Source organism: Desulfosporosinus shakirovi (genome assembly GCF_020595055.1).
GTDB lineage: Bacteria > Bacillota > Desulfitobacteriia > Desulfitobacteriales > Desulfitobacteriaceae > Desulfosporosinus > Desulfosporosinus shakirovi.
Map to the genome: position 1 here is coordinate 39,639 of NZ_JAJDOO010000020.1, position 14,041 is coordinate 53,679.

11 protein-coding genes are annotated in these 14,041 nt (G+C 41.6%); 9 read left to right on the top strand and 2 right to left on the bottom strand.

Annotated elements, in window-relative coordinates; translation table 11 throughout:
• Positions 1–6: 6 nt before the first annotated feature.
• Together LJE72_RS16575 and LJE72_RS16580 are read right to left on the bottom strand one after the other, a co-directional pair.
• On the bottom strand, positions 7–966 hold the full coding sequence (locus tag LJE72_RS16575; RefSeq protein WP_229248946.1) for a CoA transferase subunit A: 960 nt from the start codon (positions 964–966) through the stop codon (positions 7–9).
• Between the two features lie 173 nt (positions 967–1,139).
• Positions 1,140–2,441 carry an SLC13 family permease gene (locus tag LJE72_RS16580; RefSeq protein ID WP_229248948.1) on the bottom strand — a complete coding sequence of 434 codons (1,302 nt, stop codon included), beginning with the start codon at positions 2,439–2,441 and terminating at the stop codon, positions 1,140–1,142.
• 969 nt (positions 2,442–3,410) lie between these two features.
• On the opposite strand from LJE72_RS16580, the gene LJE72_RS16585 reads away from it, so the two are divergent.
• The 9 genes from LJE72_RS16585 (at position 3,411) to LJE72_RS16625 (ending at position 13,935) form a co-directional block, all read left to right on the top strand.
• Positions 3,411–4,286, top strand: a complete 876-nt coding sequence (locus tag LJE72_RS16585; RefSeq protein ID WP_229248949.1) for an enoyl-CoA hydratase/isomerase family protein — start codon at positions 3,411–3,413, stop codon at positions 4,284–4,286.
• A gap of 35 nt (positions 4,287–4,321) precedes the next feature.
• Complete coding sequence (locus LJE72_RS16590) at positions 4,322–6,403, top strand: sigma-54-dependent Fis family transcriptional regulator (RefSeq protein ID WP_229249002.1); 2,082 nt, start codon at positions 4,322–4,324, stop codon at positions 6,401–6,403.
• Between the two features lie 19 nt (positions 6,404–6,422).
• Positions 6,423–7,241: an EFR1 family ferrodoxin gene (locus LJE72_RS16595; protein WP_229248950.1), complete on the top strand. Its 819-nt coding sequence runs from the start codon at positions 6,423–6,425 to the stop codon at positions 7,239–7,241.
• A 182-nt stretch (positions 7,242–7,423) separates the two neighbouring features.
• Complete coding sequence (locus tag LJE72_RS16600; RefSeq protein ID WP_229248951.1) at positions 7,424–7,822, top strand: PaaI family thioesterase; 399 nt, start codon at positions 7,424–7,426, stop codon at positions 7,820–7,822.
• Positions 7,823–7,909: 87 nt separating this feature from the next.
• On the top strand, positions 7,910–8,893 hold the full coding sequence (locus LJE72_RS16605) for a biotin--[acetyl-CoA-carboxylase] ligase (RefSeq protein WP_229248952.1): 984 nt from the start codon (positions 7,910–7,912) through the stop codon (positions 8,891–8,893).
• A 249-nt stretch (positions 8,894–9,142) separates the two neighbouring features.
• Positions 9,143–9,679: a biotin transporter BioY gene (locus LJE72_RS16610; protein ID WP_229248953.1), complete on the top strand. Its 537-nt coding sequence runs from the start codon at positions 9,143–9,145 to the stop codon at positions 9,677–9,679.
• Positions 9,680–9,695: 16 nt separating this feature from the next.
• Complete coding sequence (locus tag LJE72_RS16615; protein ID WP_229248954.1) at positions 9,696–10,571, top strand: energy-coupling factor transporter ATPase; 876 nt, start codon at positions 9,696–9,698, stop codon at positions 10,569–10,571.
• Positions 10,564–11,343: an energy-coupling factor transporter transmembrane component T family protein gene (locus tag LJE72_RS16620; RefSeq protein WP_229248956.1), complete on the top strand. Its 780-nt coding sequence runs from the start codon at positions 10,564–10,566 to the stop codon at positions 11,341–11,343. Before LJE72_RS16615 ends, LJE72_RS16620 begins: the two co-directional genes overlap by 8 nt.
• Before the next feature lie 573 nt (positions 11,344–11,916).
• Complete coding sequence (locus LJE72_RS16625) at positions 11,917–13,935, top strand: methyl-accepting chemotaxis protein (protein WP_229248957.1); 2,019 nt, start codon at positions 11,917–11,919, stop codon at positions 13,933–13,935.
• Positions 13,936–14,041 lie beyond the last annotated feature (106 nt).

Consider the following 14,041-nt stretch of genomic DNA (forward strand, 5'->3'; position numbering starts at 1 on the left):
GACTTATCATCTCCTCTTCAATCCAGGTACATAGTTAAATCCATTCTTAACCTTTAGCCCCAGTAAACGGCTTGCACCAAGCTTATCCAAATATTCTTGATGGTTTTTCGTTCCACGAATCCATTCGTCAAGGAATTCTTTAAATAGGTCATCATCGGCGCTAACCTTGTCATACATACGTAGGTACATGGCATCATAGTCATAATAATTAGTACACTGACTCGGATGGGCACCATGGGGTACTTCAACCACCGCATCGGGTATTACATTTGGCAGCTGATTTCTCCAAGGTTCATTGCGCAATTCATCCGGATGCACGATTTGCTCACAGGTAACAATACAATGGGTGGCAGCCATGGCCACATCGGTATCGAGGAAGATAGGGCCATCAATTCTACAGGTCCCATCAGGGGCCGCCTGTTGAACATGAATAATTCCGACATCGATTTTAGGAGTGGGCAATAAACATACTTTCTCATCGGGATTAAACGGGTTTTCTACGACTTTCAATTTGAATGCTGGAAGTTTTGAATCGCTCTTATAAACTTCTTCAGGAATACCCCACTCTTCTATTAAGCTCGATCCCAGCATGTTTTTGACAGCGATATAGGGCAAACCCAAAGCTGCGGCATGGTACATCATTGGTTGTACATCCAAGGAGTAATCTTCCCAGAGAATCTTACCTTCCTCTACATGCTTGCGGAAACGACGACTCACTTGGGTAAAACCTGAATTGGCCATATAGGAATTAAAAAGCACCTTGACACAACCTGCTCCGATAAGCATGTCAGTATCTCCTCCACCAGGCCCGCCCTCTAGATACAGATTTTTAATTCCCTGTCTTATAATCTCATGCACTGCTGCATACGGTTTTTTGTTAGTTACGAATCCGCCTAGCGCAATGTGATCTCCATCGTGGATATATTTACTCACTGCTTCCTGCATTGTCATCACTTTGCTACTCATAGAACTCACTCCAATCTACGTAAACTAGCTCTTTCGTTAATTAATCTATTCATTCAGGATCAGACATTGCCCCTAGTGTACGTTCGTCTTATTAGAGCTAGGTAAACAAACTTAACTATCCCGGTTTGTTTACCTAGCTACCTAGTTTATATGCTCGATTTTTAATTTTACTTTTATAAAGGCCAGATCATCGGTACAACCAGAATTATTATGATAAAACTAACGACTTGAAAAATACCTCCCATTTTCATGTAATCTGTAAATTTGTAGTTACCTGGTCCTAGTACAATTGTGTTAGGCGGAGTGCCAACGGGAGTCATATAAGCTGCAGCACAAACTGTGGCCAGCCCCATCAACAATGGCAGTGGGCTAAATCCCATACCATTAGCAACAAATATACCAATAGGAGCCATCATAGCAGTTGTAGCAGTATTAGACATCATCTGGGTTAAGAGAACCCCTACCAAACAGAAGGTAGCAAAGATAACGAATGGACTTTGATCTCCAACATAGTAAATAGCGGTATCTGCAATTAATTTTCCAGCGCCGCTCTTATCTAATCCGGCAGCAAAACCGATAGCCCCCCCTAAAACGAAGAAGGTATTCCAGTCAGTTAATTCATACAATCTCTTAATTGACATAGTGCGGAGAACAACGGTTAACATAGCACCTGTAATAGCGACAGTGCCAAGAGTGAAGCTAAACGACTTGTTAGTTTCAAATTGAGGCTGTAATATAAATCCAAGAATACAAAAAGCTAAAACTCCTCCTGCCAGCCACATCTTGTTTTTTGGACGTTCTACATGTTCAATGACTACATCTATCTGAGCTTTAGCTTCCTCTTCTATTTCGTTTTTCCACATCTTCTTAGCCAAGGTTTGACCTATCGTCATGGTGTAAAGAATAAGCGCAACACATACAGGCAGACCGACATAGCCCCATTCAAAAAAGCCAAACGTAGGTAGTTTTAAACTGATCATTAAGCCATGAACGATTACGGGTGGAGTAGAACCTACTAGTGTTAACATACCACCAGTGGTAGCCGCGAAAGCAAGGGGCATGAGCAATTTTTTGGAGCTAACCAGACCATTTGATTTAGCGGAAATTGCTTGAATTATAGGCGTAAACGTTGCTGTGGTTGAAGTGTTGTTCAGAAAAGCGGACATAAGCATGGCCAGAGGATAAACAATTAAGATAATTTTCTTCTCTGATGCGCCAATGAATTTAATGATACTACGACCCATTTCATTAGCCAGGCCAGTTTCAAACAAGGCTGCACCAACCATAACCATACCGATAACCAACCAAAGTGTATCTGCGGCAAATCCCGAGAAGGCTACACTAAATTTAGCAACCTGCAGCCAAACCAAGGCCAGACAGCCCAATACTGTAGTTACAGCAATTGGAAGCCATTCTGTAACATAAAAGAAAACAACTATGCCTAAAATAATCAGAGCTATTATAGCAGGACTCATCAATACTCCTCCTCATATTATGTAGTTTTATGATCTAAACCTGAGCTTACCTTATTGCCCTTCACCTCCTGAAGCTAAATTATTTATTCTTAGGAATATTCTGTATTAATGCAAAATTTATGCCAGCCTAAATTAGTATTTTGAGTTGGCCCTTAACATTTCTAATTAAGTTAACATTATATCAATCATTAATTACTATTATAGTAGATATTTTGATTATTATAAATATTTTGTTAAATTTTATTTTTTGGTGTAATGCACCTTCTAGGTATTAGATAGTAATTAAAAATCAAATTTAAATGTAATTTCTAACTAATCTGATAATTTTGATAATTTTACGCTTTATTTTTTATTTATCTTGAAACAACTTACCAATTTAATACATATTAACCGTTTTAGGTAAGAAAAACTGATAACTGTTGTGTTTTCAGTACACATTTCTAAGCAACAATGTACAACGTATACAGAAATTTTATGATTCTATAAATAGGCTTTATACGAAGAGGTTCGGCTAAGGCGGTAACCATTGTTGCGTTGCAGAGATAGGCTTTCCATGGCCCGAATAGGACGTTCTAGAATGGAGCGCCGCAAGGATATAGCAGGGCACCATGACGGCCGAGTGTCCCAGTATTTGTTGAGCTTCATGAAACACCATTATGGATAGAAAATTAAATTCCTGTGGATAAATGGCTACCACGGAAGTAATTTGAATTGTGAAAAATTTCTGCGAATGGGCATCGAAAATATTGTAAATTATATTGAAGTGGTATATCCTAAGGGGTAGGAAGCTACTTAATATGCATAAACGCAAGGGATCGCTTGGGTATTCTAAATGCAAAGAAATTACTTGATATCAGAGATATCAAGTAATTAATAGCGATTAAGCTATCTTGGATATGCCAAATTGCTTAATAATGCAATTTAGCATAATATTCTATAGAGCAAAAAAATATTGAGGAGTGTAAAGCGATGGCAAGACGAGAATGTTTGAAGTTCATAAAAACCCCTCAAGAGGACAACAATAACCATTTGCTTTATCAAAAAGATGGCTTTTTGGCAAGGATCATCCTGAACAGACCAGAGAAATATAATGCCTTTTCCTTACCAATGATTCGAAAATGGGCTGAAGCACTACAGGATGCTCAAGAAGATCCTAATATAAGGGTTATCGTAGTGACTGCCAAGGGCAAGGCTTTTTCAACCGGCGGTGACGTTGAAGCTATGTTAAAAGGAAAAGGATTTGTCGGCTGTGATGATCAGAGTGAAGCCTGGGGTGATAAAGCCATTGACCGTAAACGAGCTTTGACAAACCATATTCATAAAATTGCTCTAACTTTAGAAATGATGGATAAGCCTGTTATTTGTGGTATTAATGGAATCGCAATAGGGGCAGGCCTTGATATGGCGTTAATGTGCGATATTAGGGTAGCCGCAGAAGATGTTCAACTTTCTGCAGGTTATGTGAAAGCAGGAATCGTGCCTGGTGATGGTGGTGCTTTCTATTTACCGCGTTTAGTTGGAATTGCAAAAGCTTTAGAAATCTTATGGACGGGAGATTATATTTCTGCTCATGAGGCTAAAGAAATAGGTATGATTAACAAAGTGGTTCCTGCTCTGGAATTAGAACAGGCCACTTTAGAGTTGGCAAGAAAAATTGCCGACTCTCCTCCGGTATGCGTTCAAATGATTAAGCGGGCAGTTTATTCGGCACAACGAACTAACGATTTGCGGACAGCTTTAGATCTGATTTCTTCACAAATGGCTATTGTATCCGAGATGTCCGATCATAAAGAGGGATTAAATGCCATTATTGAAAAGCGTAAACCGATTTTTACCGGCCAATAAATTCATCTAGGTTGGAGGGAAATAGTTTGTTGAGTGTGGGGCAAGTAATGTCACGACTTTCCATATGTCTCTATAACTATCATACTATCGGGGACGCGATGACTATAATGATAGAAAAAGAAGTTGCTGGCTTGCCCTTTCTTAATGAACAAGGTTATCTGCTAGGTATGGTCACTAAAAACCAGATTATAGAAAAAGGTATAGAAAACTATGTTGCCGGAGATAAGGCCGCAGATTACCTTACGAATCGCTTCCTCCCCTTAAATGAAGATGCGTTATTAGAGGATGTTTGGAATTTACCTTTTGATATATACCCGGTGTTAAATAACATGGAAGAACTTATTGGCATAGTATCTAAATATTCCTTATTACAAGGGTATTTTCTGGAGGTTCGATCACGCAGTCAAGAGCTAGAGGCGGTCTTTAACTCGGCGCATAATGGTATTTTATCGATCAATAAACAGGGAATTATTACATCCCTCAACCCAGCGGCAGAAAAACCAACCCGTACAACTAAAGAGGAAGCTGTCGGACGTTTTTTAAACGATATTATTATCCCTACAGGCCTCCTGGAGGTCCTTCGTAACGGAATACCTGAATATGGGGCGAAATTTCAAGTGGGTCGCAGACTGTATATCTCCAATCGGACACCAATTATGAAAGATGGAGAAGTAGTAGGAGCTGTAGGAGTTTTCCAAGATGTTTCTGAGATAGAAAAGGTTTTACAGGAACTGCAAAGTGTAAAGCAACTCAATGAAGAACTCCAGACAATTATTGCCTCCTCTTATGATGGGCTAATCATTTGTAACGGACAGGGTGATATTCTTCGCTGCAATCCTGCAGTGGGGAGGATACTAGAAGCTCCATGGGAAAGGTTAGTGGGAAGACCCTTTAAAGAGCTTGTGGATAAAGGCATCTTTAAAAACAACATCATACAGTTAGTTAAGAAACAGGGCGGCTTTATCAGTATCTTAGAAAGGCCTTTTACTAAACATTCACTGGTTATCACAGCTAACCCGGTCTTTAGTGAAGAAGAGGAAATTGTAAAGATTGTTATTAATATAAGAGATATGACTGAGTTAGAATTTTTGCGGGAAGCACTTGAAGAGAGTAAACAACTTTCTGAAAAATATGAGTCGCAGATCGCTTTGATGCGGAATCATAAAGAAATCGGTACTGAATTGAGATACTGTTCCATTATCATGAACAATGTTTTGGATCTGGCGTATAGGGTAAGTCAAGTCGACTCGCCGGTGGTACTAGTCGGAGAACAAGGGGTAGGAAAGGAGGAAATTGCCAGATCGATACATTTCCAAAGCAAACGAAGCAAAGGGCCTTTTTACAAAATTAATTGTGGTTCAGTTCCAGAACATCTTTTGGAAATTGAGCTATTTGGTGAAGGGACCTTTAATGGCAGAAATATCGGAAAACCAGGGGGGTTAGAATTAGCTAACCAAGGGAGTGTTTACTTAGAGAATATAGGTAACATGCCCCTAAACTTACAAGGGCGTCTTGTGCGTGTTCTTCAAGATAAGATGTTGCAGGCAACCGGTGAAAAGGATAGGAAATCCATAGATATTAGAATTTTGTCGGGCACGGAGAAACCTTTAAAAAAGTTAGTTGAAAAAGGACTCTTTCGCTCAGATCTTTTCTATACTCTAAATATCGTGCCCATTAAAGTTCCTGCTCTAAGAGAGCGGAAAGAGGACCTTATTCCCCTTGTTCTTTTTAACCTAGAGCAAAATAATAAGCGTCATGGGTTTGAGAAGGTTTTTTCTCCGGAAGCTGTTCAGTTAATATTAGATTATCCTTGGCTGGGAAATGTTCGAGAGATGGCGAATGTGGTTGAGAGGCTGGCAGTTACAGCAAATGAAAAGGTTATCTCTGCCGAAGAAGTCGATGAGGTACTTTATGAAAAGGAACAGAGCCCTCTTAAGACAGTCACAGTGACCGGAGTTGTTCCACTTAAGGAAGCCATTATTGATTTAGAACAACAACTTCTCAGTTTAGCTATGAAACTTCACGGAACTACAGTTAAAGCTGCTGAGGCTTTAGGCGTTAATCAGTCCACGGTAGTACGAAAGCTGCAGAAATTGAAAAATAACCATGGAGGTTAATGAAAGAGGAGGTCAAGTTATGGTTAAGAAAATTAATGCCATGTATTTTAGTGCCACGGATACTACTAAAAGAATAGTATCCACAATTGCAGAGAAAATATCAGAGAACCTTGGCAAGGGAAGAACTGTAAATAATATTGATTTTACTCTGCCTGGTGTTAGAGAAGAACCAGTGTCTTTTACAAAAGAAGATATCGTTATTTTAGGAGTTCCAGTCTATGCGGGAAGAGTTCCTAATGTACTATTAAAATATTTAAACTCTATTAGTGGTAATAATGCATTAGCCATTCCTGTAGTTGTATATGGAAACAGAAATTATGACGATGCATTAATAGAACTAAAAGATATCCTGGAACTTAACGGTTTTAAAGTTATTGCCGCTGGTGCGTTTATTGGGGAACACTCATTTTCGAAAATTCTGGCCAAAGATAGACCCGATGAAAAAGATATGTCAATAGCATGTTATTTTGCTAATCAAATATATGCAAAAATAACAAATGAAGATGATTTTATAATTGTTAATGTAAAGGGAAATACGCCTTATCGAAAATATTATATGCCTAAAAATAAAGATGGCAGCCCTGTTGACATTAGAAAGGTTGCTCCAAAAACAAATAGTAGTTGTACTGATTGTAAACTTTGCGTTGATGTCTGTCCTATGGGCTCCATTGATTATGAAGATGTTTCTAAATTAAATGGAATTTGTATTAAATGTGGTGCTTGTATTAAAAAATGTCCTTCTCAAGCAAAATTTTATGATAATGAAGATTATTTAAGACATAAATATGAGTTGGAAATTGAGTTTGCTTCTCGAAGCGAACCTGAATTATTTGTTTAAAGTATCTTTAATGCAAGAGATGGACTGACCCAAATGGAGTATTTGTAAGATATACCCTACTGTGAAGTGTTCATAGTAATGATAGAGGTGTCACAAGCAAAGCAGGCCAGAATCATAGTCAAGATGATAATGCTAGAGACTGTTATATGAATTTAAAAAGTTATATTAGGAGATGATACATAGTGGTGCAAGTTGCCGACCTGGAATCAGGTAACTTCTGGAAACATATTGGCATGACAACTGTTGTTGGTGTTGATGGAAAAACTCGAATACAATTACCGGTCAATGAGAACTTGAAACAGTTTTATGGAAATCTGCATGGAGGGGTTATTGCAGCTTTGATCGATTCAGCTATTGCTGTGGCGGTCAACCAACAATTAGACCCTGGAGAAGGCGCTTCGACTGTGGAAATTAAAATAAACTATTTGCGTCCAATAAGCGAAGGCACTCTCTGGGGTGAAGGCATGGTTATTCAAAAAGGCAAAAAAATTGTGGTTGCCCAAGGTGAGATTAAGGATGATGCAGGCAAAAAACTGGCCATAGGTACCGCTACATTTATGGTCTATCAAATGGTTCGTTAACACATCAGCGGTACTGTGTGATGGAAGTGACAAGGGGACAAGTGACTTCCCTCTGTCACTTTTATACAATTTAAGGGGATGTTAATAATGACTTTGCGTGAGGCAGTGTTGCAGGCGTTAAAGGAGAAAGCTGGAGAATGGCTTTCAGGAGAAACGTTGAGTGAAAGCCTCAATGTTTCTCGGACAACGGTCTGGAATCAGATCAAAGCTCTACTAGCCGAGGGATATGAAGTGGACTCATCCCCTAAAAAGGGATACAGGCTTAGTTCTCCTCCAGATATCCTGTCGCCTGAAGAAGTGTGCCCCAGACTAACTTGTGAAGTGTTTGGTCAGACCAACTATTTATATTACCAAGAAATTGATTCGACTAATACCCGAGCCCGAGCCCTTGCATCTGCGGGATACCCAGAGGGCACAGTTGTAGTGGCGGATATGCAGACGGCGGGTAGGGGACGCCGCGGACGGAGTTGGTACTCGCCGAGTGGTAAGGGGATATATATGTCGGTAATTCTGCGACCGATCTTGCCTTTAAAAGAAATTTCGAGAATTTCTCTCTTAACTGCAGTGGCAGTGGCGGAAAGCTTGGAAGAGGAATTAAACTTGTCAGCCCGTATTAAGTGGCCTAATGACATATTAATAAAGGGCAAGAAAGTAGCTGGTATACTGTCAGAAGTAGTAACCGACATGGATGGCATCGAATACATCGTGGTTGGTATAGGACTGAATATAAACAATGAGCTTCAGGACTTTCCTAGTGACTTTCGTACTATTGCTACCTCCGCCCATGTCGAAGATGCACGCCCCGTTTCCCGAGTCAAGGTACTGCAAGGTCTACTTGCACGCTTGGAAAGCCGTTATTTCGATTTACTGGCAGGTAGTTTTGAGGGAATCCTTCAAAAGGGCAAAAGCCTGTCAGTGGTAATCGGGCAAGAACTAAGGTTGGACATGATCAATGGCTTCCTCATGGGTAAGGCTGTCGATATAGATGATAATGGATTTCTCCTGCTTCGTGACCAGTCGGGCGTTGTCCACACTATAATTTCTGGGGAGATAACAATTTTGCCCTTGTAATTTCGACAGAAGTATTGTCAACTTAATAAAGAATATTTGGTTGACAATACGATTGGAAAATATTATAATAATTTCAGATGCACCGTTGCCCGGAACTAAAGACTTGAAAGAGTTTAAGGGGACTTGCGACAGGGAAGGTTTCCTGTCGCAAGTCCCCTCTCGTTTTAACGGGTACATGATAACGGAATGCTAGAGCTTCTAAGAATCTTATCTGTAGAATTAAAAATAGGAAGAGGGAGATAAAAACAGATGATTAAAACTCAAAATTCCTTGCGGCGTATGGTCTATGCCGCCATGTTTGGAGCCTTGACTGCTATCGGTTCCTTAATAGTCATCCCCCTGCAACCACTGCCCATTACTCTGCAAACTCTTTTTACAGGCTTAGCCGGTGTCCTTTTGGGTGGATACACGGGTGCATTGAGTCAGATTGTCTATGTCCTTTTGGGTGTAATTGGGCTGCCAGTCTTTGCTGGTGGTAAAGCTGGTCTTGGGACGCTAATGGGCCCCACGGGTGGATACCTTATCGGATTTATTGTAGCAGCTTACATTATCGGAAAAATTGTGGAAGTCAGGAAGGCACCTGGCTTTGCGTGGATAAGTCTGTCTCTGATCGTGGGTAATTTGGTGATTTATACCTTGGGAGTCGCACAGCTATCACTAGTGGCGCACTTATCCATACCAAAAGCACTACTCGCAGGTGTAGCTCCTTTTTTGATTGGTGACCTGCTCAAGCTGGTGGCGGCGACCTTGATCGCCCTTAAATTACGTAATAAAATTCAAATCTAGGGGGACCATTAAAAATATGATCAGGGTTCATAATCTGACTTATGCTTATGAAAAGGGTGACTCACCGGTCCTCGAAGACCTTAATCTACATATAGCTGAAGGTGAGTATATTGCTCTTATCGGCTCCAACGGTTGTGGCAAGACTACCCTTATTCGGCATTTAAATGGCTTACTAATTCCTTCTGTCGGTGAAGTTCAGGTTGATGAGTTAAATACTCGCGACTCGAAAAGCCTTCTAGAAATTCGGCGCAGGGTGGGTATGGCTTTTCAGAATGCCGATAATCAGATCGTAGGTATGAGCGTGGAAGAAGATGTGGCCTTTGGTCCTGGTAATCTCAGGTTATCGTCGGTGGAAGTATGCAGGAGAGTAGAACGGGCCCTCGACATGGTTGGCATGACAGGGCTGCGAACCCGCCCTCCTCATACCCTTTCTGGTGGACAGAAACAACTTCTGGCTTTGGCTGGTCTGCTGGCCATGGAACCGAAAATTATTGTACTCGACGAGCCTACCGCCTCTCTTGATCCTGAAGGCAAAAAGAGGGTACTTACCTTACTGAAAAAATTGAACTGCCAGGGGCTGGGCATAATACATGTGACCCACAGCATGGAGGAGGCCGCCTTAGCGGAGCGGGTGCTGGTGATGGATCAGGGCAAATTGATTGCTGATGGAAACCCGGGCGAAATATTGAGCAGGGTGGAGTGGCTTAAGACGCTGGGCCTAGCCCCACCTCATATCTCCGAATTGATGTGGCAACTGAAGAAGGGGGGAGAAGATCTGAGTACCAGTATTTTTACAATTGAGGATGCGGTTGAGGAAATAACTGCCCTCCTGGCGAGACTGAGGAGTTCAAGTAAGGCCTATTTGCCCCAAAAGGCGGATGAACATGTATAAGCTCGGACAATATGTTTATCAAGAATCACCCGTTCATAGACTGGACCCCCGGGTTAAACTTATTGCAGTGATAGCTCTTAGTATAATAATTCTACACGTAAATTTTGTTGGTCTCATAGCAGCCAGTGCCATGGCCTTGGCCATCACGCTGCTTGCTCGTCTATCTTGGGGATCGGTGCTAAAAACTTTGCGACCAGTACTGCCTTTCTTTTTTTGTCTATTTTTGCTTTATATATTTTTTACGCCCGGGCGCCCGATTCCAGCGTTTCCTATTGGTCCGGTGCAAATCAGTTACGAGGGGTTGAACTTCGGGATTCTACAGGTTTGGAAGTTTCTGCTGCTGGTGGTGGCGGCATCTATCTTGACCATGACTGCTACTCAATCTGAAATTACTATGGGGATGGAACGACTGCTGCGGCCCATTAGAATTATCGGAATATCGTCTCATGATATAGCTATGTTACTATCTTTGGCCTTAAGGTTTATGCCCACGTTACTAGATGAAATGAATTGTGTCAGCCAAGCTCAATTGGCTCGAGGCGCTAATTTCAATCCTCGACATTTGAGTGGGAAGATTAGGGCGATTCGTTATCTGGCAGTGCCTTTGGCCATAAATGTTTTTCGCCGTTGCGATGAGCTGGTGGATGCCATGGAAGCCCGAGGATATCAGCAAGGCCACCGCACCTACCTTCGAGAGCTGGTCTTATCTCGGAGGGATTATTGCTTAGTAGCGGCGATTCTCATATTATTGATAGTGGTTGTATATGAATAACGAATACTATTGTGCTGAGGATAGGCTTATGCCAAAGCGCATATCCGCAGACGAATACATTTGCGCTCTAGATGGACTCTGCCTCCTTCGCCGCTTAGTGTTTTCCTATTGGGAAGGCGGCTCGGCCAAACCCTCCACTGGAGGCTTTCGTCACCGAAGCAGAAAAGGAATACCAATTTACAAAAAACGGGAATCTTCTTTGAAGCGATAAATATAGAGTATAAAATCAGCAAATAATTTGTTGATTTTATACTCTATATTTTTGCTTAAAGCATTCCTAATCTACAGATTGATTATTGGCATGTAGATTGCATTAAAAGTTGACAAGAATATTGGCAAGAAAATGAATATTTCAGGAGGTGAAGAAAGAATAAAACCAGCTTGGTTAAGACCACAAGCCAAAAAAGATATTAGCCAAATTCTGAAGACTAACCTCCGCAAGCAAAAATTGTGAAATTGACTCAACTACAAAAGATAAGCTTCAGGTGTTAAACGATTTATGTAAACTTCTCGCAGTCAAAGAAATTATAAAAATATACGATGTTAAGAATTTACTAGGAGGCGAATTTTACTTTGAAATTTTCCGTTTTGCAGAAATTTAAAATCGGTACCCAGATTATGATTATGTTTTTTGTTTTGTCACTGGTCACTTGTTCTGCTTTGAGTTTTATGGCTTATCGTTCGTCGACAAAAGCATTAACAGAAGCAGTAAACAACACATTGTCAATGAAAGCAGCAGACGCAGCAGAAGAAGTGAAAATCAGTATTAAAGCAATGCTTCAACCTATGGAGGCCCTATCTAGAATCGATCATATCACCAGCATGGACTGGCGGAGGCAACTGCCGATACTTCAACCTGAAGCTAATGAAATGGGCTTTCAGGCTTTAGGGATCGTTACCCCTGAAGGTAAATTACAGCAGTCTGACGGCCGAACTGCTGACGTCTCTCAACGACAGTATTATAAGGATGCTATGTCTGGAAGATCCTCCGTTTCCGACCCAACAGTCAGTAATGTAGACAAATCGATTGTTATCATGGCGGCAGTCCCAATTAAAGACGACCAGGGAAACGTTGTGGGCGTCTTGACAGGTAGGTCAGACAATACAGCATTAAGTAAAATCGCTTCTGTAATAAAGATAGGGGAAAAGGGTTACGGGTATATGATTAGCAGTACAGGGTTAACCATCGCCCACCCCAACGAAGAACAGGTTAAGTCGATGGTAAACACTATGGAAGCCGCGAAGGAAGACCCGGCATTGGCCTCCCTTGCGGAAATTGAAAAGAAAATGACAACTGGTCAGAATGGCTGTGGCAGTTATGTATACAATGGGGTTAGAGAGTTGGTTGGCTATGCATCAGTTCCAGGGACTACCTGGTCGATAGGGGTGGTCCAACCGGAGGAAGAAGCCCTGGCGGCCCTAAAATCCCTGCGTAATGGATCGATCTTAATTACCCTGGTTTTTATTATTCTCTGCATACTGGTCGGTTTGATTGTGGGACGTTATCTTGGTCGCCCAATTATGCTAGTTGCAGAATACTGCGACCGGATTGCTGAGGGTGACTTCAGCATTAAGGTAGAGGATTCCTCTATGGTCAGGGGCGATGAAATCGGAGCTCTGACCAGAGGTTTTTACAAGATATTAACGAACTTTAATGACATACTTGGTCAACTGAGGGATACTTCCCAGCACCTGCTGAAATCAACTCAGGCCATGAACTTGGCTACCCAATCGGCAACAGTAACCGTGCAGCAAGTGTCGGCATCCACCCATCAGATCTCCATTGGTCTCCAGACAGTTTCTGCTTCAACGGAAGAAGTATCCGCTTCTAGTCAGGAGATGTCCGCATCGGTTTCGATAGTGGTTGCCGAAGCCCGGTCAGGAGCCCAACAAGCCAAAGAGAGCGACGAGCGCGCTATAGTACTCGCTAAGAGGATTCAGACAGATAAGGATAACACCAATAACATCTATGGAGACATAAAAGGAAAAGTCCTTAAAGCTATTGAGGAAGCCGCGATAGTCGAGGAAATTGTCATTCTAACGGATTCTATTTCAGGAATTGCCGAACAGACCAATCTTCTGGCACTAAATGCTGCTATTGAAGCGGCCCGTGCAGGTGAGCAGGGCAAAGGATTTGCAGTAGTTGCTGACGAAGTCCGGAAATTGGCAGCGGAATCCTCTGACACGGTTAAGAACATCTATGACTTCACAGGGAAGGTCAAGTTGGCGATTAACGACTTAATTACTAACTCTGAGGGCCTGCTTGAATTTATCAACAAAGACGTTACCGAAGGGTATGATTTAATGATTGGGGTCAGTAAGCAGTACCAACAGGATGCTAAGCAATTCTTAAATTTATCTCATGATACGGCCAAAACATCTGCACAAGTTTTGGCTTCAGTCGAAGAAATCAGTAAAGCGATGGAATCAATTGCTACGACCATCACTGAAAGCGCCGCTGGATCCCAGGAAATCGCCAGTAGTATCGAGCACACCAGTAAATCCGTAATGGAAGTCAATAATGCGGCAGCTCAGTTGGCCGAAGAAGCGGTTAAGATGGCCGAACTGGTGAAGCAGTTTAAGATATTGTGATGAGCTGGTCTCATCCCACAGTGATTATTGATTAATAGCGGATCATCCTATTATTGGTAGATAGGATGAAAACAATGATTAGCGTGGGGTCTATGGAGGTTAGTAT

Bases quoted from the DNA above. Each gene is read 5' to 3' on its own strand.
- LJE72_RS16575 (WP_229248946.1), bottom strand. From the start codon at position 966: ATGAGTAGCAAAGTGATGACAATGCAGGAAGCAGTGAGTAAATATATC.
- LJE72_RS16580 (WP_229248948.1), bottom strand. From the start codon at position 2,441: ATGAGTCCTGCTATAATAGCTCTGATTATTTTAGGCATAGTTGTTTTC.
- LJE72_RS16585 (WP_229248949.1), top strand. From the start codon at position 3,411: ATGGCAAGACGAGAATGTTTGAAGTTCATAAAAACCCCTCAAGAGGAC.
- LJE72_RS16595 (WP_229248950.1), top strand. From the start codon at position 6,423: ATGGTTAAGAAAATTAATGCCATGTATTTTAGTGCCACGGATACTACT.
- LJE72_RS16605 (WP_229248952.1), top strand. From the start codon at position 7,910: ATGACTTTGCGTGAGGCAGTGTTGCAGGCGTTAAAGGAGAAAGCTGGA.
- LJE72_RS16610 (WP_229248953.1), top strand. From the start codon at position 9,143: ATGATTAAAACTCAAAATTCCTTGCGGCGTATGGTCTATGCCGCCATG.
- LJE72_RS16615 (WP_229248954.1), top strand. From the start codon at position 9,696: ATGATCAGGGTTCATAATCTGACTTATGCTTATGAAAAGGGTGACTCA.
- LJE72_RS16620 (WP_229248956.1), top strand. From the start codon at position 10,564: ATGTATAAGCTCGGACAATATGTTTATCAAGAATCACCCGTTCATAGA.